Source organism: Rhizobium sp. 01N424 (assembly GCF_056399485.1).
Window position 1 is genome coordinate 19,303 of sequence record NZ_JBFTRK010000005.1, and the last position, 17,929, is coordinate 37,231.

At 60.6% G+C, this 17,929-nt stretch carries 22 protein-coding genes and 1 pseudogene; 17 read left to right on the forward strand and 6 right to left on the reverse strand.

Annotation, left to right across the window (positions count from 1 at the left end; translation table 11 throughout):
- The first annotated feature begins 180 nt into the window (after positions 1-180).
- Entirely contained in the window at positions 181-1,065 is an 885-nt protein-coding gene (gene dapA, locus AC1DNK_RS14810) for a 4-hydroxy-tetrahydrodipicolinate synthase (protein WP_112390787.1), read from the forward strand.
- Between the two features lie 112 nt (positions 1,066-1,177).
- The gene (gene smpB, locus AC1DNK_RS14815) at positions 1,178-1,657 is read left to right on the forward strand and encodes an SsrA-binding protein SmpB (RefSeq protein WP_112390788.1); all 480 of its coding nucleotides are present in this window, start codon (positions 1,178-1,180) and stop codon (positions 1,655-1,657) included.
- A 134-nt stretch (positions 1,658-1,791) separates the two neighbouring features.
- Here smpB and AC1DNK_RS14820 read toward each other — a convergent pair whose 3' ends face one another.
- Entirely contained in the window at positions 1,792-2,373 is a 582-nt protein-coding gene (locus AC1DNK_RS14820; protein ID WP_112517113.1) for a LabA-like NYN domain-containing protein, read from the reverse strand.
- 293 nt (positions 2,374-2,666) lie between these two features.
- Here AC1DNK_RS14820 and rpoZ point away from each other — a divergent pair, with 293 nt between their 5' ends.
- From rpoZ to AC1DNK_RS14885, 13 genes and pseudogenes are all read left to right on the forward strand, one after another.
- The gene (gene rpoZ / locus AC1DNK_RS14825; protein WP_112390789.1) at positions 2,667-3,071 is read left to right on the forward strand and encodes a DNA-directed RNA polymerase subunit omega; all 405 of its coding nucleotides are present in this window, start codon (positions 2,667-2,669) and stop codon (positions 3,069-3,071) included.
- 141 nt (positions 3,072-3,212) lie between these two features.
- A complete protein-coding gene (locus AC1DNK_RS14830) occupies positions 3,213-5,447 on the forward strand; it encodes a RelA/SpoT family protein (RefSeq protein ID WP_112390790.1) in 2,235 nt (744 codons plus the stop codon).
- A 165-nt stretch (positions 5,448-5,612) separates the two neighbouring features.
- Entirely contained in the window at positions 5,613-5,762 is a 150-nt protein-coding gene (locus tag AC1DNK_RS14835) for a DUF3563 family protein (protein ID WP_112390791.1), read from the forward strand.
- 144 nt (positions 5,763-5,906) lie between these two features.
- Positions 5,907-6,497: a DUF2062 domain-containing protein gene (locus AC1DNK_RS14840; protein ID WP_112390792.1), complete on the forward strand. Its 591-nt coding sequence runs from the start codon at positions 5,907-5,909 to the stop codon at positions 6,495-6,497.
- A 25-nt stretch (positions 6,498-6,522) separates the two neighbouring features.
- Positions 6,523-6,927 (forward strand): holo-ACP synthase, encoded by a 405-nt coding sequence (acpS, locus tag AC1DNK_RS14845; RefSeq protein ID WP_112390793.1) that lies wholly within the window; start codon positions 6,523-6,525, stop codon positions 6,925-6,927.
- Positions 6,928-7,042: 115 nt separating this feature from the next.
- On the forward strand, positions 7,043-7,786 hold the full coding sequence (gene lepB, locus AC1DNK_RS14850) for a signal peptidase I (RefSeq protein WP_112390794.1): 744 nt from the start codon (positions 7,043-7,045) through the stop codon (positions 7,784-7,786).
- The gene (gene rnc / locus AC1DNK_RS14855; protein WP_112537559.1) at positions 7,783-8,502 is read left to right on the forward strand and encodes a ribonuclease III; all 720 of its coding nucleotides are present in this window, start codon (positions 7,783-7,785) and stop codon (positions 8,500-8,502) included. The genes lepB and rnc overlap by 4 nt, the downstream gene beginning before the upstream one ends.
- A 7-nt stretch (positions 8,503-8,509) precedes the next feature.
- Entirely contained in the window at positions 8,510-9,451 is a 942-nt protein-coding gene (gene era / locus AC1DNK_RS14860; protein WP_112517110.1) for a GTPase Era, read from the forward strand.
- A gap of 26 nt (positions 9,452-9,477) precedes the next feature.
- Positions 9,478-9,617 (forward strand): annotated as a pseudogene (locus AC1DNK_RS14865) (endonuclease domain-containing protein); the annotation flags it as partial.
- 150 nt (positions 9,618-9,767) lie between these two features.
- Positions 9,768-10,520 (forward strand): Crp/Fnr family transcriptional regulator, encoded by a 753-nt coding sequence (locus tag AC1DNK_RS14870; RefSeq protein WP_477941860.1) that lies wholly within the window; start codon positions 9,768-9,770, stop codon positions 10,518-10,520.
- Positions 10,521-10,752: 232 nt separating this feature from the next.
- On the forward strand, positions 10,753-11,112 hold the full coding sequence (locus tag AC1DNK_RS14875; RefSeq protein ID WP_112537558.1) for a response regulator: 360 nt from the start codon (positions 10,753-10,755) through the stop codon (positions 11,110-11,112).
- A 65-nt stretch (positions 11,113-11,177) separates the two neighbouring features.
- A complete protein-coding gene (recO, locus tag AC1DNK_RS14880) occupies positions 11,178-11,948 on the forward strand; it encodes a DNA repair protein RecO (RefSeq protein ID WP_112517106.1) in 771 nt (256 codons plus the stop codon).
- 105 nt (positions 11,949-12,053) lie between these two features.
- The gene (locus AC1DNK_RS14885; RefSeq protein ID WP_477941863.1) at positions 12,054-13,049 is read left to right on the forward strand and encodes an aldo/keto reductase; all 996 of its coding nucleotides are present in this window, start codon (positions 12,054-12,056) and stop codon (positions 13,047-13,049) included.
- On the opposite strand, the gene AC1DNK_RS14890 is transcribed toward AC1DNK_RS14885, so the two are convergent.
- Together AC1DNK_RS14890 and AC1DNK_RS14895 are read right to left on the reverse strand one after the other, a co-directional pair.
- The gene (locus tag AC1DNK_RS14890; RefSeq protein WP_477941865.1) at positions 13,046-13,903 is read right to left on the reverse strand and encodes an MOSC domain-containing protein; all 858 of its coding nucleotides are present in this window, start codon (positions 13,901-13,903) and stop codon (positions 13,046-13,048) included. The genes AC1DNK_RS14885 and AC1DNK_RS14890 overlap by 4 nt on opposite strands.
- A gap of 15 nt (positions 13,904-13,918) precedes the next feature.
- A complete protein-coding gene (locus AC1DNK_RS14895; protein WP_477941867.1) occupies positions 13,919-14,563 on the reverse strand; it encodes an HD domain-containing protein in 645 nt (214 codons plus the stop codon).
- Positions 14,564-14,827: 264 nt separating this feature from the next.
- Between AC1DNK_RS14895 and AC1DNK_RS14900 the strand changes: the two genes are divergently transcribed.
- Together AC1DNK_RS14900 and AC1DNK_RS14905 are read left to right on the forward strand one after the other, a co-directional pair.
- On the forward strand, positions 14,828-15,139 hold the full coding sequence (locus AC1DNK_RS14900) for a hypothetical protein (RefSeq protein WP_112390823.1): 312 nt from the start codon (positions 14,828-14,830) through the stop codon (positions 15,137-15,139).
- A gap of 113 nt (positions 15,140-15,252) precedes the next feature.
- Complete coding sequence (locus tag AC1DNK_RS14905) at positions 15,253-15,768, forward strand: superoxide dismutase family protein (RefSeq protein ID WP_477941869.1); 516 nt, start codon at positions 15,253-15,255, stop codon at positions 15,766-15,768.
- A gap of 41 nt (positions 15,769-15,809) precedes the next feature.
- On the opposite strand, the gene AC1DNK_RS14910 is transcribed toward AC1DNK_RS14905, so the two are convergent.
- The 3 genes from AC1DNK_RS14910 to AC1DNK_RS14920 all read right to left on the reverse strand — a co-directional run bounded on the left by AC1DNK_RS14910 (position 15,810) and on the right by AC1DNK_RS14920 (position 17,901).
- The gene (locus AC1DNK_RS14910; protein ID WP_477941870.1) at positions 15,810-16,385 is read right to left on the reverse strand and encodes a hypothetical protein; all 576 of its coding nucleotides are present in this window, start codon (positions 16,383-16,385) and stop codon (positions 15,810-15,812) included.
- Positions 16,386-16,439: 54 nt separating this feature from the next.
- Positions 16,440-17,351, reverse strand: coding sequence for a mechanosensitive ion channel family protein (locus AC1DNK_RS14915; RefSeq protein ID WP_477941872.1), 912 nt, complete (start codon positions 17,349-17,351; stop codon positions 16,440-16,442).
- A gap of 61 nt (positions 17,352-17,412) precedes the next feature.
- Complete coding sequence (locus AC1DNK_RS14920; RefSeq protein WP_477942182.1) at positions 17,413-17,901, reverse strand: tyrosine phosphatase family protein; 489 nt, start codon at positions 17,899-17,901, stop codon at positions 17,413-17,415.
- Between the last annotated feature and the right edge of the window lie 28 nt (positions 17,902-17,929).

Genomic DNA, 17,929 nt, shown 5'->3' on the forward strand with positions numbered 1-17,929 from the left:
CGCAAACGGCATCTTAATGAAAGCTTACCGGAACCGGTAAACTTCGTTCACATTTGATATCGGAATTTGCCCTAAACCGATCTCAGCATGCTTGTCGCGGCGTTTTCACCGCTCTATGGTGCGCAACTCTTATCCAAAGAATGCGGCCGAAGCGTGGATTTCGGCCTTAGGGAGTTCTGCATGTTCAAGGGATCCATTCCCGCCCTCGTCACCCCCTTCACGGATTCTGGCAATGTCGATGAAGCGGCTTTCGCCGCCCATGTCGATTGGCAGATCAAGGAAGGAAGCAGCGGCCTCGTTCCTGTCGGCACGACCGGCGAATCGCCGACGCTGTCGCATGCCGAGCACAAACGGGTGGTGGAACTCTGCATCGAGGCGGCCGCCAAGCGCGTTCCTGTTATGGCCGGTGCCGGATCGAACAACACGCGCGAAGCGATCGAGCTTGCCCAGCATGCCGAAAAGGCAGGCGCGGATGCCGTTCTCGTCGTTACGCCCTATTATAACAAGCCGACCCAGAAGGGCCTGATCGCGCATTTCTCGGCGATCGCCGAGGCGGTCAAGCTGCCGATCTATATCTACAACATCCCCGGCCGTTCGGTGATCGACATGTCGCCGGAAACGATGGGGGCGCTCGCCAAGGCGCATTCCAACATCGTCGGCGTCAAGGATGCGACGGGCAAGATCGAGCGCGTCTCCGACCAGCGCATCACCTGCGGCAAGGATTTCCGCCAGCTTTCGGGTGAAGACGCAACGGCGCTGGGCTTCAACGCCCATGGTGGCGTCGGCTGTATTTCGGTCGTTGCCAATGTGGCGCCGCGCCTCTGTGCGGAGTTCCAGGCGGCAACGCTGGCTGGTGATTACGTCAAGGCGCTGGAATATCAGGACCGGCTGATGCCGCTGCACAAGGCAGTGTTCATGGAGCCGGGCGTCTGTGGCGCGAAATACGGTCTCGCCAAGCTTGGCCGCATGAGCCGCAACGTTCGCTCGCCGCTGGTCGCCTCGCTGGAAGCCGGTACTGAAGCCGCCATGGACGCAGCGCTCCGTCACGCCGGCCTGTTGAACTGAACAGCAGATGAGGGCGGGCTCGCCCGTCTTCACAAGCACGGGTGGTTCCCCTACATAAGTGGCAGGAAATGAGGGCGCGCCGTCGTGCGCCCCAAGCAGTTGGAATTTCGTCATGGCCCCCAAAGGCAGCCAGCGCATCGTCAAGAAGGTCGTCGCCGAAAACCGCAAGGCGCGCTTCAACTACGAGATCATCGATACCTATGAGGCCGGGCTCATGCTGATGGGCACCGAGGTCAAGGCGCTGCGCGACGGCAAGGCCAATATCGCTGAATCCTACGCATCGGATGAAGGCGGCGAAATCTGGCTGATCAATTCGTATCTGCCGGAATATCTGCAGGCCAACCGCTTCAATCATGAGCCGCGCCGCCGCCGCAAGCTGCTGCTGTCGGCACGTGAAATCAATCGCTTGCGCTCCGGCATCAACCGCGAAGGCATGACGCTCGTGCCGTTGAAGATCTACTTCAACGAACAGGGCCGCGCCAAGATGGAGCTCGCCCTCGCCAAGGGCAAGAAGCTGCACGACAAGCGCGAGACGGAGAAGGAACGCGATTGGAACCGGCAGAAGAGCCGGTTGCTCAAGGATAATCGCTGATCCTCAGCGCCTTCGGGCATTGCCCGCGCGCTAAAGGACAATCGGACCGTAATCGAAGATCACGGTCCGATGGAACAAACTCATCACGGAAGAAGGATGCAGCCGGATCACGCAGGTGAACCGGCCAGCCGGTCTTATTCGTCGGTCTCGGCAGCTGCGGGAGCCTCGACCTGCCTCTGCGGCCGCTCGGAAGGATCGCGGCCGATTTCCGCCTTGAGCGACAGGAGATCGATGAAGTGATCGGCCTGGCGGCGCAGGTCGTCGGCGATCATCGGCGGCTGGGTTGCCATTGTTGAGATGATCGAAACCTTGCGGCCGCGGCGCTGCAGCGCTTCGACCAGCGTCGTGAAATCGCCGTCGCCGGAGAAGATGACGAGGTGATCGACGGTCTCGGACTGTTCCATCGCGTCTATCGCGAGTTCGATATCCATGTTGCCCTTGATCTTGCGGCGGCCCATGGAGTCGGTGAATTCTTTGGCAGGCTTGGTTACAACCTTGTAGCCGTTGTAATCGAGCCAGTCGATCAGCGGGCGGATCGAGGAATATTCCTGGTCTTCGATCAACGCCGTATAATAGTAGGCACGCAGCAGGTAGCCGCGTTTCTGGAATGCTTTCAGCAGCTTGCGGTAGTCAATATCGAAGCCGAGGCTCTTGGATGCCGCATAAAGGTTGGCGCCATCGATAAAGAGCGCAATTTTTTCCCGTGGGTCGAACATCGCCTGCCAATCCAATTAGAGTAATCCAAATAGTCTCTCGTCAAAAACACATAAAAACAATGGCTTAACTGGCGAGAGGAATAATCCGTAATTTATGAATTATTCATATACAGGAGATTTAGGGCACGATTCGGCATATTCCAAGCAACTATTGGTGGAAATGTCATATTCTCCGTGCGATTTTAACAGGATAGGCCGTAAACCGCAGGCTTACGCACGAAAAACTTGAATTCGCCGGGTTTTAATTGTATCGGGCGTACCAATCCCGAGATCACGACCGCAAAGGACAGGCAATGGCCCGTGTCACAGTTGAAGATTGCATCGACAAAGTAGAGAACCGCTTCGAGCTGGTTCTGCTTGCCAGCCACCGCGCCCGGCTGATTTCCCAGGGTGCCTCGATCACCATCGATCGCGACAACGACAAGAACCCGGTTGTGGCTCTGCGCGAAATCGCAGACGAGACCCTGTCTCCCGACGACCTGAAGGAAGACCTGATCCATTCGCTGCAGAAGCACGTCGAAGTCGACGAGCCCGAGCCCGATCCGGCCAGCCTGATTGCTGCTGGCGGCGTATCGGCTGCCGATGGCGAGGATCAGGACGATCAGCCGGAAACCATCACGTTCGACCAGATGTCGGAAGAAGAGCTTCTGGCCGGTATCGAAGGCCTCGTGCCGCCGGAAAAGAGCGACGACTACTAAGTCGCTGCCTGTCCGGTGCGCCAAATGATTTGACGATTACCAATCGTCAATCTTGCGCCTTTATTGCTACGGCATAATATTGATGATCCGTGCGCCAATCGTTGATTGGCGCGCTTTTATTTTTGTCGGAGTATTTTCGGGATGATGCGTCAGTACGAGCTCGTGGAGCGGGTGCAGAAATACAAGCCCGATGCCAATGAAGCTCTGCTGAACAAAGCCTATGTCTACGCCATGCAGAAGCACGGCCAGCAGAAGCGCGCCAGCGGCGATCCCTACATCTCCCATCCCCTCGAAGTCGCCGCCATTCTGACCGACATGCATCTCGATGAATCGACGATTGCGGTCGCATTGCTGCACGACACGATCGAGGATACGACAGCGACCCGCGCCGAGATCGACGAGCTGTTCGGCGAGGATATCGGCCGTCTCGTCGAGGGTCTCACCAAGATCAAGAAGCTCGACCTCGTCACCAAGAAGGCTAAGCAGGCCGAGAATCTGCGCAAGCTGCTGCTTGCCATTTCCGACGACGTGCGCGTGCTGCTCGTCAAGCTGGCCGACCGTCTGCACAATATGCGCACGCTCGACCATATGGCCGCCGACAAGCGCGCCCGCATTTCCGAAGAGACGATGGATATCTATGCGCCGCTCGCCGGCCGCATGGGTATGCAGGACATGCGCGACGAGCTCGAGGAGCTCTCCTTCCGCCACATCAACCCGGAAGCCTATGAGACCGTCACCAAGCGCCTGGAGGAGCTCTCCCAGCGCAACGAAGGCCTCGTCAAGAAGATCGAGACGGAACTGCGTGATCTGCTCGTGGCGAACGGCATGGCGAGCGTTTACGTCAAGGGCCGCCAGAAGAAGCCCTATTCGGTCTTCCGCAAGATGCAGTCGAAGTCGCTGTCCTTCGAGCAGCTGTCGGATGTCTACGGTTTCCGCATCCTCGTCGATGAAATCCCGGCCTGCTACAGGGCGCTCGGCATCGTCCACACCCGCTGGCGCGTCGTTCCCGGCCGCTTCAAGGATTATATCTCGACGCCGAAGCAGAACGACTACCGTTCGCTGCACACCACCATCGTCGGCCCGTCCTCGCAGCGTATCGAGCTGCAGATCCGCACCAAGCGCATGCACGAAATCGCCGAATACGGTATCGCCGCCCACACACTCTACAAGGACGGCGCGACGACGCCCGACGGCGATATCCTGTCGCGCGAATCCAATGCCTATTCCTGGCTGCGCCATACGATCGAGGCGCTGGCCGAGGGCGACAGCCCGGAAGAATTCCTTGAGCACACCAAGCTCGAACTCTTCCAGGACCAGGTCTTCTGTTTCACGCCCAAGGGCAAGCTGATCGCCCTGCCGCGCGGCGCCACCCCGATCGATTTTGCCTATGCCGTCCACACCAATATCGGCGACACCACTGTCGGCGCCAAGATCAACGGCCGCATCATGCCGCTGGTGACGCGGCTGGCGAACGGCGACGAAGTCGAAATCATCCGTTCCGGCGTGCAGGTGCCGCCGGCCGCTTGGGAAGAGATCGTCGTCACCGGCAAGGCGCGTGCTGCCATCCGCCGCGCAACCCGCATGGCCATCCGCAAGCAATATGCCGGCCTCGGCCACCGTATTCTCGAGCGCACCTTCGACCGCGCCGGAAAGATCTTCTCGCGCGATGCGATGAAGCCTGCACTTCACCGTCTCGGCCAGAAGGATGTCGAGGATGCGATTGCCGCTGTCGGCCGCGGCGAGATGTCGTCGCTTGACGTGCTGCGCGCCGTCTATCCGGATCACCAGGACGAGCGCGTCACCGTCAAGCCGAGCGGCGACGAGGGCTGGTTCAACGTCCGCAGCGCCTCGGGCATGATCTTCAAGGTTCCGGGCAAGAACAAGGAAGGCGCCGAAGCGGGCCTTCTCGCAGGCGAGCCCGGTGTCGACGCGGTTCCGATCCGCGGCATCTCCAGCAACATCGCCGTGCAGTTCGCGCCGACTGGCGCCGTCCCCGGTGATCGCATCGTTGGCATCATGGAGAAGGGGAAGGGGATCACCATCTATCCGATCCAGTCCTCCGCCCTCCAGCATTTTGACGACCAGCCGGATCGTTGGATCGATGTTCGCTGGGATCTCGACGAGGCCAACAAGTCGCGCTTCATGGCCCGCATTCTGGTCAATGCGCTGAACGAGCCGGGCACCCTTGCAAAAGTGGCGCAGACGGTTGGCGGTCTCGACGTCAACATCCGTATCCTGAATACGGTGCGTGTTGCCGCCGATTTCACCGAAATGACGCTGGATATTGAGGTCTGGGACCTGCGCCAGCTCAACCAGATGCTCGCTCAGCTCAAGGAACTGGACTGCATTGCGACGGTGCGGCGCCTCTACGACTGAGGCGTCTGCACATTTTATGATCGTTTTGTGACCACAATTGCACGACGATAAGGCCATGTATGCGCAAGGCGCATGGCTGCACTCGTATTAGAGCGTTGGTAATTGTGCGCTGCAGCACCTATCTTCCGTGTCATCAGAGAATGAACGAAAGAAAGAGACAACGCTATGTTTGGTCCTATCAAGAAAATCGCCCGTGCCCTTCGCGCTCCGAGCGCCCAGGAACGTGAAATGGCCTACCTGAACGGTTCGCATGACCGTATTGATCTTGAGTATCGTCAGCGTCAGGTTGACCGCGGTCTGTTCCGCGCCCGTTAATCTGCGAATAATACTTCCGAAATTGTGATGGGGCGCTCTATGTGATGTGCGCCCTGCGCGAAGAGACTGGACGGCGCGGCTGGCGGTAACCGTGATTATTCGCCGCTCTTGTCATGGTGAGGTGCCCTGCACTAAATAGCCGCCATGTTGTTCCGCCGTAGAAAACCCGCAGGATTCCGAGAAAGAATGCGCGAGGCCTTTTGGCCCCGCAAAGGCTTTCTGCGCCCCATGCGTTACTTGAAGATGCGCGTCCTCAGATTGACGGCCTCGCCGCATGCCGTTGCGGCGGGCGTGGCTGCCGGCGTCTTCGTGTCCTGGACGCCATTCATCGGCGTGCATTTCATCATGGCCTTCGTCATCACCTACTTCCTGTCGGGAAGCATGGTGGCCGCCGCACTCGGATGCGCCGCCTTCGGCAATCCGCTGACCTATCCCTTCATCTGGGGCATCACCTGGGAAATCGGGCATCTGCTGCTGGCGCGCAAGGATACGCTGGCCGGCCAGCAGATCGATCTCCACGAGATGTTCCATCAGCTGCATTTCACCGAGCTCTGGCGCCCGGTGCTGGAGCCGATGCTGATCGGCGCCATCCCGCCGGCCGCCGTCACATCCGTTGTGCTTTATATGCTGACATACTACACCGTCAGCGGCTTTCAGTCGCGCCGCCGCACACGGTTGATGGATCGCGCCAAGCTCCGTCTCGCCATCGCCGAGCATGACGTGCCGACGGTATGACGTCTCGCCCGCAGAAGGACCTTTCATGATCATCGGCATTGGCAGCGATCTCATCGATATCAGGCGCGTCGAGAAATCGATCGAGCGTTTTGGCGAGCGTTTCACAAATCGCTGCTTTACCGATGTCGAGCGGGCGCGTTCGGACCGCCGGGCAAACCGGGCCGAATCCTACGCCAAGCGCTTTGCCGCCAAGGAAGCCTGCTCGAAGGCTCTTGGAACGGGCATCGCCCAGGGTGTCTTCTGGAAGGACATGGGCGTCGTCAATCTGCCGAGCGGCAAGCCGACGATGCGCCTGACGGGCGGGGCGGCCGAAATCCTGCAGGCAATGATGCCTGCAGCGCACCGGCCGGTCATTCATTTGACAATAACCGATGATTATCCGCTTGCTCAGGCATTCGTGATCATCGAGGCGCTGCCGGAAGGCATCTGAGCCGCGGCCTGTCGTCGCTTTTAATGTTCGCGCCATTGCCGCCACCGGCCGAAGCCGCTAGAGAGAAGCAACTATAGAATTGCGCCGCTTCGGCGCCTTTGAGGAATAAGACTGCGTGTCCGAAAAAGCCGATACCAAGCCGAACGCTCTGTGGGAAAACATCAAGGTCATCATCCAGGCATTGCTGCTGGCGATGGTCATCCGCACCGTCTTCTTCCAGCCTTTCACCATCCCGTCCGGCTCCATGATGCCGACGCTCCTGGTTGGTGACTACATCTTCGTCAACAAGTTCGCTTACGGCTATTCGAAATACTCGCTGCCTTTCTCGCCGAACCTTTTCAGCGGCCGCATCTTCGAAAGCGAGCCGAAGCGCGGCGATATCGTCGTCTTCCGCTTCCCGCCGAATCCGGAAGTCGATTACATCAAGCGTCTCGTCGGCCTGCCGGGTGACAAGATCCAGGTTACCAACGGCGTGCTCTTCATCAACGGCAAGCCAGTTCCGAAGGTCGCCGACGGCACCTTCAATTCCGACTATGCGCAGGATCCGGGCCAGGACGTTCCGGTCTTCCGCGAAACGCTTGATGACGGCAAGACCTATGACACGCTCGACCAGTCGCCGGTTTCGCGCGGTGACAACACCCAGGAATTCGTCGTCCCCGAAGGCCATTACTTCATGATGGGCGACAACCGCGACAACTCGCTCGACAGCCGTTTCGACGTAGGCTTCGTTCCGGCTGAAAACCTTGTCGGCCGCGCCAGCGTCATCTTCTTCTCACTCGGCAACGACACCTCGTTCCGCGAAATCTGGAAATGGCCGTCCAACATGCGTTGGGACCGCCTCTTCAAGGTTGTTGAATGACGAAGGCTCAGACGCTCTCGGCGGCCGACCGTTCCAAGCTTGAAAGCTTGATCGGTCATGAGTTCGCCGAGAAGGGGCGCCTGGACCGTGCCTTGACACATGCCAGCGCCCGCACGCAAAAGGGCGGCAATTACGAACGTCTCGAATTCCTCGGCGACAGAGTGCTCGGCCTCTGCATCGCCGAGCTGCTTTTCAAGACGTTCGGCAATGCTGCGGAAGGCGAGCTCTCGGTGCGGCTGAACCAGCTGGTCAGCGCCGATACCTGCGCTTCCGTTGCTGACGAGCTCGATCTGCATCTTTTCATCCGCACCGGTTCGGATGTGAAGAAGCTGACCGGCAAGCGAATGATGAATGTGCGCGCCGACGTGGTCGAAAGCCTGATCGCCGCGCTCTATCTCGATGGCGGGCTGGAGATCGCCCGCAGCTTCATCCTGAAGTATTGGGAGAAGCGTGCGGTCCGGGCCGATGGTGCCCGCCGCGACGCGAAAACCGAATTGCAGGAATGGGCGCACGCGAAATTTGGCGTGACGCCCCTATATCGTGTTGAAGAACGCAGCGGCCCGGATCATGATCCGCGCTTTACAGTGACCGTTGAAGTGGCCGGTGTGGCTCCTGAAACGGGCGTGGACCGTTCCAAGCGCGCAGCCGAACAGGTGGCTGCGACGAAGATGCTGGAACGTGAAGGTATTTGGCAGAAACCCTCTGCCGGGAATTGACGGAACAATGACCGAAGAAAATGACATCGCGCCTGACGGCGCCGCAGAAACGCATGGCCCGACCCATTCCGGTTTCGTTGCCCTGATCGGGCCGACGAATGCCGGCAAGTCGACGTTGGTGAACCGCCTCGTCGGCGCCAAGGTATCGATCGTCAGCCATAAGGTGCAGACGACGCGTGCCGTTGTCCGCGGCATCGCGATCCACAACAACGCCCAGATCGTCTTCATGGACACGCCCGGTATCTTCAAGCCGCGCCGCAGGCTGGACCGCGCCATGGTCACCTCCGCCTGGGGCGGGGCCAAGGATGCCGACGTCATCATGCTCTTGATCGACAGCGAGCGCGGATTGCGCGGTGATGCCGAGGCTATTCTGGAAGGGCTGAAAGACGTCCCACAGAGGAAGATCCTGGTTCTGAACAAGATCGACCGAGTCAACCGCGAACTGCTTCTGGCGCTCGCGGCAACGGCGAACCAGACAGTCCAGTTCGACCAGACCTTCATGATCTCAGCCGAAAACGGTTCGGGTTGCGACGACGTGATGAACTATCTGGCGGAGACCCTGCCTGAAGGCCCCTGGTATTATCCGGAAGACCAGATCTCCGATCTGCCGATGCGCCAGCTGGCCGCCGAAATCACCCGCGAGAAGCTCTTCCTGCGCCTGCATCAGGAGCTTCCCTACTCGTCCCACGTCGAGACCGAGAAATGGGAAGAGCGCAAGGACGGCTCGGTGCGCATCGAGCAGGTCATCTATGTCGAGCGCGACAGCCAGAAGAAGATCGCGCTTGGCAAGGGCGGCGAAACCATCAAGGCGATCTCGTCGGCCTCCCGCCGCGAGCTCTCCGAAATCCTCGAGCAGAACGTCCATCTTTTCCTGTTCGTGAAGGTGCGCGAGAACTGGGGCGACGATCCCGAGCGGTTCCGCGAAATGGGACTGGATTTCCCGCGATAGGGGGTAGTAGCGGCGTTAAAGGTGAGTTGGCGTTAGTAGCCCCCTCATCCGGCTGCCGCCACCTTCTCCCCGCCGGGGAGAAGGGGACTTGCCTCAACCTCTCTATCCCTTCTCCCCGCGGGGAGAAGGTGCCCGAAGGGCGGATGAGGGGGCTCCGGGCGCTTCGCTGGCAGAAAACCACCTAGCCACACCCACATCCTTGTTTTTCAATAAAAAATCCCAGCTGTTCGCGGAACAAAACCACCATCCCGCGCATTTTTCGCCTTGAACGGCGCGCTGGACATGATGCGCCGCTTTTTTCGGGCGCAGGGCTGGGATGGCAACGTCAAAACCGACACACTCTTTCAAGACACCGTGCGAGCAGTGTCCTCTGCGGCCCTTGCCGCATTTTCGTGAATTCAGCGGTGACGAACTGGATTTCGTCTCGCGCTTCAAGAAGGGGGAACTGGCCGCCGATGCCGGTGCGACGATCCTCGTCGAGGGCGCCAACAGCGCCCATCTCTTTACGGTGCTCTCGGGCTGGGGTTTCCGCTACAAGTCTCTGGAAGACGGACGCCGTCAGATCCTGAACTATATCATGCCCGGTGACCTGATCGGTCTGCAGGGCACGATCATGGGCGAGATGCAGCATTCCGTCGAAGCCCTGTCGCCGGTCTCGCTCTGCGTCTTCGAGCGCGATAAGCTGATGACGCTCTATAACAAGCACCCCTCGCTCGCCTTCGACATCACCTGGATCGCCGCGCAGGAGGAGCGCATCCTCGACGAACATCTGCTGAGCATCGGCCGTCGTACCGCGCTCGAGCGCGCCGCCTATCTCGTCGCCTTCCTCTATGAGCGTGGCAAGCGGCTCAATCTCTTCAACGGGCGGAAATTCATTCCGATCACCCAGCAGCACATCGCCGATACGCTCGGCCTGTCGATCGTCCACACCAACAAGACGTTGAAGAAGCTTGCCGAGCGGGGGCTGATCCGCTGGCAGGAACGGGGTTGCGAAGTGCTGAACGGCGAGGGGCTGCTGGATATCGCCGGCTGGGAAGGACTGCCTAGCGGGAAACGCCCTTTCATATAAGCGTTTCAGCAACTATGTCTTTTTTAAATGCAAATCAGTGCTATGGAAAATAAGGTCCGGACATGCCACTTTTTCTCCCGGTTCGCTGTCTTATGGAGCGAAGGGGACGTCGGGTTGCAGGTCGAACCGTTTCCGGTGCGGCGAGCACCCGTCCAAGAGGGCATCTGAGGTAAAAATGCGGTTTGATAAGACGGTGCGCGCCGTCAGCGGCGCACAGCGAGGGGCATAAATCATGAACGCAACCCGTGTTCTGGTTCTGGAAGACAGTCTTATCATTGCCATGGAAGCAGAAGACATTCTGCGCGCCGTCGGCGTCGAGACAATCGACATTGCCAACAGCCTGGATCAGGCCATGGAGGCCGTGAACGCCGAGAGCTACGATTTCGCGCTTCTCGATGTGAACCTCGGCGAATCCATGAGCTTCGGCTTTGCCCGCCATCTGAATGACCGCGGCATTCCTTTCGGCTTCGTCAGCGGCTATTCCGATAGCCAGGATTTTCCAGCCGACCTGCAGCAGGTGCCTCTGCTCGTAAAGCCCTTCGACGAAGGTGCGATGCGCGATTTTCTGGACAAGCTCTTTCCGGGCGAATGACGGCTTCCATGACATTTGCGACGCCTTGCTCTAGGATTGATTCCTAAGTCTGAGGTTTGTTGCCGATGCAATGGCAGGATCATGCAATCGTTCTGGGCGTAAAGCGCCACGGCGAGACAAGCGTCATCGCCGAGGTGATGACGCGCGATCGCGGTCGCCATCTCGGTCTCGTCCGCTCCGGCCGTTCGCGAAGCATGCAGCCGGTGCTGCAGCCGGGCAATGAAGTCGATGTCATCTGGCGCGCGCGTCTCGACGAGCATCTCGGCGAATTCAGGATCGAGCCGCTGCAGCTGCGCGCCGCGCGGCTGATGGAGAGCGCCACCGCCGTCTACGGCGTGCAGGCGATGGGTGCATTGCTGCGCCTGCTGCCCGAGCGTGATCCGCATCCGCATCTCTACGACGCGCTGGAGGTCATTCTCGACAATCTCCACAATCCTGCCGATGCAGGCGAGCTCTTCGTCCGCTTCGAACTCGCGGTGCTGAACGACCTCGGTTACGGCATCGATCTCAGCGAATGTGCGGCGACAGGCGTCAAGACCGATCTCGCCTATGTCTCGCCGAAATCCGGCCGCGCGGTGTGCCGGGCAGCAGGTAGGCCCTATGCCGACAAGATGCTGCTGCTGCCGTCGTTTCTGGCGGGCGAGGGCAATCACGCGGCCGATTACGACAATCTCGCCGCCGCCTTCCGCCTGACCAGCTTCTTTCTCCACCGCCATGTCTACGAGCCGCGCGGCATCGAGGCGGCATCGGCCCGCGACGGTTTCATCCAGTCGGCACTGAAGGCGATCAACGCCTCGGCAACAGCCCTGCCGCCGGATGGCAAACTCTCCGCCTGAAGCGCGGTTTTTCACCGGTGGAAGACATGCTGCGGATTTGGCGGTTTACCGCGCCGCTCTTGTTCCCTATCTCTCCGGCAACGGCAGATGGTGGAGGAATAGGACATGCTGACCAAACCTGACGACACGACCGCGATCACTCTCTGGAACAGCCGCGAGATCCCACGTCTCGGCATGGGCTGCTGGGCGATCGGCGGGCCGTTCTATGCCGGCGATATCCCGCTTGGCTGGGGCGAAGTGGACGACGGCGAATCGATCCGCGCCATCAACCGTGCGGTCGATCTCGGCATCCGCTTTTTCGATACCGCCTCGAATTACGGGGCAGGGCATTCCGAGGAGGTGGTTGGCCGCGCCATCGGCAATCGCGACGACATCGTCATCGCCACCAAGTTCGGCCATGCGACCGACGAAAAGACCAGGCAGGCGACCGGCGCCTTTGCCGACCCGGCCTTCATCCGGCAATCGGCGGAAACCTCGCTGCGTCGCCTGCGCCGCGAGCGGCTGGATCTGCTGCAGTTCCATCTGAACGACTTTCCGCTCGAAGCCTCAGACGAGGTCTTCGGGACGCTTGAGACCCTGAAGGCCGAGGGCAAGATCGACGCTTTCGGCTGGAGCACCGACTATCCGGACCGGGCGGCCCGCCATCTCGATCGCAACGGCTTCGTCTCCGTGCAGCATACGATGAATGTCTTCGAGCCGGTGCCAGAGATGATCGCGCTCATCGAGAAGAACGGCCTGATCTCGATCAACCGCGGCCCGCTGGCCATGGGGCTGCTCAGCGGCAAGTTCACGCCGGGCAAGACTGTCGGCGAAAAGGACGTTCGCGGCGCAAGCCTCGACTGGATGATCTATTTCAAGGACGGAAAGATCGCCCCCGAATTCGCCGCCCGTCTGGAGGCGGTCAGAAATCTCCTGACCGATGGCGGCAGGACGCTGACGCAGGGCGCGCTCGGCTGGCTCTGGGCCCGCTCGCCCCGCACCCTGCCGATCCCGGGTTTCCGGACGGTCGCCCAGGTCGAGGAAAATGCCGGCGCCCTGGCGAAGGGCCCGTTGCCATCAGATGTGATGAGCAGGATCGACGAGGCGCTATCCGGCCTCTAGGTGCGGTTGCGCACCTTGAAAGCCCAGCCTTCCGGCCGTTCCTCGATCACCGTCACGGTGTCGCCGATGGCGATCGTGCCGGTGCCGCGCGGTGTTGCGTTCCAGCCGAACAGCGGCCCCGGTACACGCCGGTCCGCCGACATGCGCACACGGCCCATCGCCGGCATCGGGTTCGGCACGTCGCGCGAGCCGGTGACCTGGTCCTGGGTCGTCATGATGCAGCGGGCGCAGGGCTTGACGAGATCGAGCCGGATGCCGGCGATCTCAATCGCCGCCCAGCGGTCTTCGGGCCAGGGTTCGTCGACATCGATGACGATGTTGGGGCGGAAACGTTCCATGCCGATTTCGCCTTCCGCATGGCTGGCCAGATCGGCATTCAGCGCCTTCAGCGATCCCGTCGTCGTCACCAGGATCTGATAGCCGTCGGCAAAGGTCACCGGCGTGTCCGGCCCGGCCCATTCCGGGCTGGCAATTCGCTCGGCGGCGGCATCGAAGAACACCAGCTTGACCTCGCGCCCCAGCCATTCCGACAGCCGGCTGTTGCTCCCGTCATCGGCAACGGCGGCATTCACAGGTGTCTTCCAGATGACGACAGCCATCCGCCTGTCCGGTTGCGGCGGCGGAACCGCGATCTCGCCCTTGCCATCCATAAGCAGACGGAACGCTGCGGCTTCCGGACGGACGTCGATGCGCGCCAGATCCTGCAGTTCGCGCTGGGTGATGCATTGTCCTTCAGCGTCCGTGATCATCGCCCGCCGGTCGCCCGGCAGGCCGAATGCGTCGATCGCAGAAGAGGGAAGCGCAATGCCCCTGGCGCTCTTGAGCGGGTAGATGAAGAGATCGCTGACCTGCATGCTGTCTCCTGAAGCCTAGATTTCGTCCATGAAGTCGGCGAGGAAATCGCGCAACCGCTTGTCGCGTTCCGCCGCCAGTTCGCGTCCGGCTCCCGTCTGGAAGCCGTCGGCCAGTTTGAACAGTTTGGTCTGGAAATGGTCGATTGCATAGCGCTTGTCGTCGAGCGGGCGTTCCTTGGCGCCGGGGTCGAAGGGGTCGTAGAGCCCGGAGACCATGCGCCCGGCGATGTAGAAACAGCGGGCAGCGCCGACAGCGCCGATCGCGTCGAGCCGGTCGGCATCCTGCAGCATCTTCGCTTCCAGCGTCTCGGGCGTCACGTTGGCGGAGAAGCTGTGCGCGGTGATCGCATGGGCAACGGCTGCGATATCCTCTGCCGTCCAGCCAAGCTTCTGCAAGATCCCGGATGCCTTCTGCGCCGCGAGCGCCGAGGCCTTGGAGCGGAGCGGCGAGCTCTTCTCGACGGCAACGCAATCATGCAGCAGAACAGCTGCGGCCAGAATGCGCGCATCGCCGCCTTCGCTCTTCTGGATGCGCATGGCGTTCTTGAAGACGCGCAGCACATGCGCCAGATCATGCGAACCGTCGTCGCCCTCGGTGGCAAATGGAATAAGCTCAGCCGCAAGGCTCTCGAAGGGGGCAAAGGCTTCGGCCTGATGCATTCTCGTCACCACAATCGTTGGTATGGAGGCCCGCAATAGGGCTTCGGGCAGAGAGTTGCAATGCGCCTTTCGCATGAGGGGCGAAGCCGTGGAAAACCCGGCGCCGGGATCACTCCTGAACGCTTTGTCAACCTTCCTTAATGGGAAGTTAACAGCTTATTGACCCGACTCACTATTCGGGGTATCCCCGGACCAGTTCGATTTTCCCCATTTGTATTGCGTACAGACAGCACCGAAGAATTAAGGCGGTGGACGGAGGTTTGTATGGCCCAAGTTACATCTGTTTCAGACACGGCATATGCCTATTTGGCAACGCTTTCCCGGCTCGACACGAATGGCGACGGCGTTTTGAGCCGTGGCGAACGTGCAGCTGACGAGAAGCCTGGTATTCTCGCTGAACTGAGTGAAGAGCCGAAGCATGAGCCGCGCTCGACAGCAACCGACAATGTTCTTGCCCTGATGATGGGCATGCGTACGACCGGTACCGATATGACCTTCGCGGCATCCAATGATGATGGTTCGCCCGATCTCTATCGCAGCACCTACGGCCAATACGATCTCGATATCGCCTCCTGAGGCGTACGGAGATTGTATTCACGAAGCCGGCCATTTGGCCGGCTTTTGTTTTTGCCGGAACCCCTTCGGCAGTGAGGCGTTGGACAACGATAGCCAAGCGGAAGGGAACCCTCATGAAAACGACCATCGTCATTGCTGCGCTGACGCTCGCAGTCCCAGCCTTCGCCGCCAATGCGCAGGACAAGCAGACCGCGACCGCCAATTTCGTCGATGGCAAAGGCAAGGAGAGCGGCCGGGCAACGCTGACCGCCGCAGCTAACGGCGGCGTGATGCTCGAAGTCGAGGTCTCCGGTCTGCCCGCCAACAAGTGGGTCGCCTTCCACGTCCACGAAACCGGCAAATGCGACGCCGCCACCCATCACGAATCGGCCGGCAAGCATTTCAACCCGACAGATGCCGAACACGGCTTCCTAGCGGCAAAGGGTCCGCATGCGGGTGACATGCCGAACCAGTATGTCGGTCAGGACGGCATCCTCCGCGCCCAGGTCTTCGACAGCATGGTGACGCTGGATGGCAAGAAGGACGGCATCCGCGGGCGGGCGCTGATGATCCACGCAAATTCGGATGACTATCGCAGCCAGCCGTCGGGCGATGCTGGCGAAAGGCTGGCGTGTGGGGTGATTAAATAGCCGTCCCGCATTCCTGTGAAGAGCATAGGAATGCGGGAAACTCATCCATAATAATACCGCTCCGCATACCAATCGGCCGATGCCATCGGCTTTTCCTGCGCCACCCAGCGAGCGATGTCGCTTTCCTCCAGCAGCTCCGATGTTATCTGATCTTCCAGCCCGACGAAGATCAGGTTGGTGTTTTCCCTGAGCCGCGGATCGCGGGCGAAGCCCATCTTGCTGTCGCTGGCCGTGTGCAGCAGGTTCATCCTGACGTAGAAGAACTCCGGATGGTAATCCATCTCGCTCGCTTCGGTGAAGGCATGAGCGACTTCGATGACCGATTTCTGCGGCCCGCTATAGGCGGTGATTGCTTCGTTGAGCCCGAAGGTCGCGCCATAGAGGCCGACCGATTGCGCCGGGACGATGCTGACCTCGCCGCTGACGAGGTCGATCTGCTGGCCCGAAAACCCGGCGCTGGTGCCATCGAGCGCACCGCGGAAGAAATAGGAGAACTGGCCGCGCGTCAGATAGATCGCCTGCCAGCGAAACCGCACATACTCGCCGGAATCGCCGGTCAGCCCCTTGAGCGTCTGCAGGCTTTGCAAAAATGTATCGCGGTAGTTCGGCAGTGGCATCGATCAATCTCCTTGGAAGATTAACCGGCAGCGAGTCAAAACGTTCCGTTCGCGCTATGGCCTGGACGGCTGGTTCTTGGCCGCTGCGCGTCTGCTCAGACCTGTTGTCTTCTCCTCGACAGGAGCGGCTTCGGGAAGCGCGTTGCCATTGGCCGCCGTCACCGGCAGCAGATGGCCGCCTTCGTCGAAGCTGAGCTTGATCCGCTTCACCATATCGCGGCTGAGCAGCCACCAGTCGCCGGTCTTTGCCCAATAGCGCAGCGTCACGCTGATCGTCGCGCCGCCGATCGTATCGACGAAAGCGCTGGGAGCCGGCGATTTCAGCACACGCTGATCCTGCTTGGCCAGCGACACCAGCCGCTCCATCGCCGCATCCAGATCGTCGGCATAGGCGACCGCGACCTTCACCTCGTTCTGGCGCGTCGGTTCGCGGCTGTAATTGGTGATCGGCGTGTTCCAGAGAATGGAATTCGGCGCCAGCCTGTAGAGCCCATCGCCGGTCTTGAACTCCGTCGCAAACAGGCCGATCTCACGGACTGTGCCGGAGATACTGCTGGTTTCTATATACTCGCCCACCCGGAACGGCCTGAGGATCAACAGCATGATCCCCGCGGCGATATTCTGCAGCGTGCCCTGAAGCGCCAGCCCGATGGCCAGACCGGCAGCGCCGAGTGTGGCGATGATCGAGGCCGTCTGCACGCCGAACTGGCCGAGCACGGTGATGAAGACGAGGATCAGCAGCGCATAGCGCAGGACATTGGTGAAGAAGCGCGCCAGCGTTTCGTCGATGCCGCGAACGCGGGAAATCCCCTCATAGGCCCAGCGGCTGAGAAAGCTCGCCATCGCCCAGCCGACGATCAGCAGAATGATCGCGCCGAGAATCGAAAAGGAATATTGAACTGCGAGCGCGCTTGCCTGGCTGAGCGCCGTGCGCGTTGCGACGATGACGTCTGTTGCCTGTTCCATGCCTGCTGTCATACCTCGAATTTCCATTGCCCTTCGCTAGATGGGGCAGGGTACCGGGGCGTCAACCAGTTTTATCAGGGGCAATGGACAGTACGAAAGGCGCGTTGCCGTCGGCATCGGCGCCGCGGCCTATGGCGCGGACTGCGGCAATCAGCCTGCCATCGCGCCTCAGCAGGTTGTCGCCGATCTCGATGATCCGGGTATTCGGCGTTGCATGGGGCGAGGCGGCGCGCAGCCGCTGAACAAGCTCCCGGTCGTCCTGATCGGGCACCCGCGCAAGGACGGCAACGAGTGCTGCGGCAGGTGAGCGCGACACGCCCATCCAGCAATGGACAAGCAGCGGGGCGCTGTCGTCCCAGCCGGCAGCGAAATCGATGATCTTCTTCACATGGGCCTCATCGGGCGCGACGAGATTGCCGGTGCCCTTGAAGGCGATGTCGTTCATGTGCAGCAGCAGATGGCGGTCGGCGGCGATGACGCCCGGCCGGTGAAAGGCCTGTTCCTTGGCCATCAGGCTGACCATCTCGCGGGAGCCGTGGCGCACCGCCATCTCGGCGATCCGCGAGAGCGGTGAAACG

Excerpts from the sequence above, each read along its gene's own strand:
- rpoZ (WP_112390789.1), top strand. The coding sequence starts at position 2,667 with ATGGCCCGTGTCACAGTTGAAGATTGCATCGACAAAGTAGAGAACCGC.
- AC1DNK_RS14875 (WP_112537558.1), top strand. The coding sequence starts at position 10,753 with ATGAACGCAACCCGTGTTCTGGTTCTGGAAGACAGTCTTATCATTGCC.
- AC1DNK_RS14840 (WP_112390792.1), top strand. The coding sequence starts at position 5,907 with ATGTTGTTCCGCCGTAGAAAACCCGCAGGATTCCGAGAAAGAATGCGC.
- AC1DNK_RS14870 (WP_477941860.1), top strand. The coding sequence starts at position 9,768 with ATGGCAACGTCAAAACCGACACACTCTTTCAAGACACCGTGCGAGCAG.
- AC1DNK_RS14920 (WP_477942182.1), bottom strand. The coding sequence starts at position 17,901 with ATGGCGGTGCGCCACGGCTCCCGCGAGATGGTCAGCCTGATGGCCAAG.
- AC1DNK_RS14895 (WP_477941867.1), bottom strand. The coding sequence starts at position 14,563 with ATGCATCAGGCCGAAGCCTTTGCCCCCTTCGAGAGCCTTGCGGCTGAG.
- AC1DNK_RS14890 (WP_477941865.1), bottom strand. The coding sequence starts at position 13,903 with ATGCAGGTCAGCGATCTCTTCATCTACCCGCTCAAGAGCGCCAGGGGC.
- AC1DNK_RS14900 (WP_112390823.1), top strand. The coding sequence starts at position 14,828 with ATGGCCCAAGTTACATCTGTTTCAGACACGGCATATGCCTATTTGGCA.
- recO (WP_112517106.1), top strand. The coding sequence starts at position 11,178 with ATGCAATGGCAGGATCATGCAATCGTTCTGGGCGTAAAGCGCCACGGC.
- acpS (WP_112390793.1), top strand. The coding sequence starts at position 6,523 with ATGATCATCGGCATTGGCAGCGATCTCATCGATATCAGGCGCGTCGAG.
- AC1DNK_RS14835 (WP_112390791.1), top strand. The coding sequence starts at position 5,613 with ATGTTTGGTCCTATCAAGAAAATCGCCCGTGCCCTTCGCGCTCCGAGC.
- AC1DNK_RS14820 (WP_112517113.1), bottom strand. The coding sequence starts at position 2,373 with ATGTTCGACCCACGGGAAAAAATTGCGCTCTTTATCGATGGCGCCAAC.
- rnc (WP_112537559.1), top strand. The coding sequence starts at position 7,783 with ATGACGAAGGCTCAGACGCTCTCGGCGGCCGACCGTTCCAAGCTTGAA.
- AC1DNK_RS14915 (WP_477941872.1), bottom strand. The coding sequence starts at position 17,351 with ATGGAACAGGCAACAGACGTCATCGTCGCAACGCGCACGGCGCTCAGC.
- AC1DNK_RS14910 (WP_477941870.1), bottom strand. The coding sequence starts at position 16,385 with ATGCCACTGCCGAACTACCGCGATACATTTTTGCAAAGCCTGCAGACG.
- AC1DNK_RS14830 (WP_112390790.1), top strand. The coding sequence starts at position 3,213 with ATGATGCGTCAGTACGAGCTCGTGGAGCGGGTGCAGAAATACAAGCCC.
- smpB (WP_112390788.1), top strand. The coding sequence starts at position 1,178 with ATGGCCCCCAAAGGCAGCCAGCGCATCGTCAAGAAGGTCGTCGCCGAA.
- AC1DNK_RS14885 (WP_477941863.1), top strand. The coding sequence starts at position 12,054 with ATGCTGACCAAACCTGACGACACGACCGCGATCACTCTCTGGAACAGC.
- era (WP_112517110.1), top strand. The coding sequence starts at position 8,510 with ATGACCGAAGAAAATGACATCGCGCCTGACGGCGCCGCAGAAACGCAT.
- AC1DNK_RS14905 (WP_477941869.1), top strand. The coding sequence starts at position 15,253 with ATGAAAACGACCATCGTCATTGCTGCGCTGACGCTCGCAGTCCCAGCC.
- dapA (WP_112390787.1), top strand. The coding sequence starts at position 181 with ATGTTCAAGGGATCCATTCCCGCCCTCGTCACCCCCTTCACGGATTCT.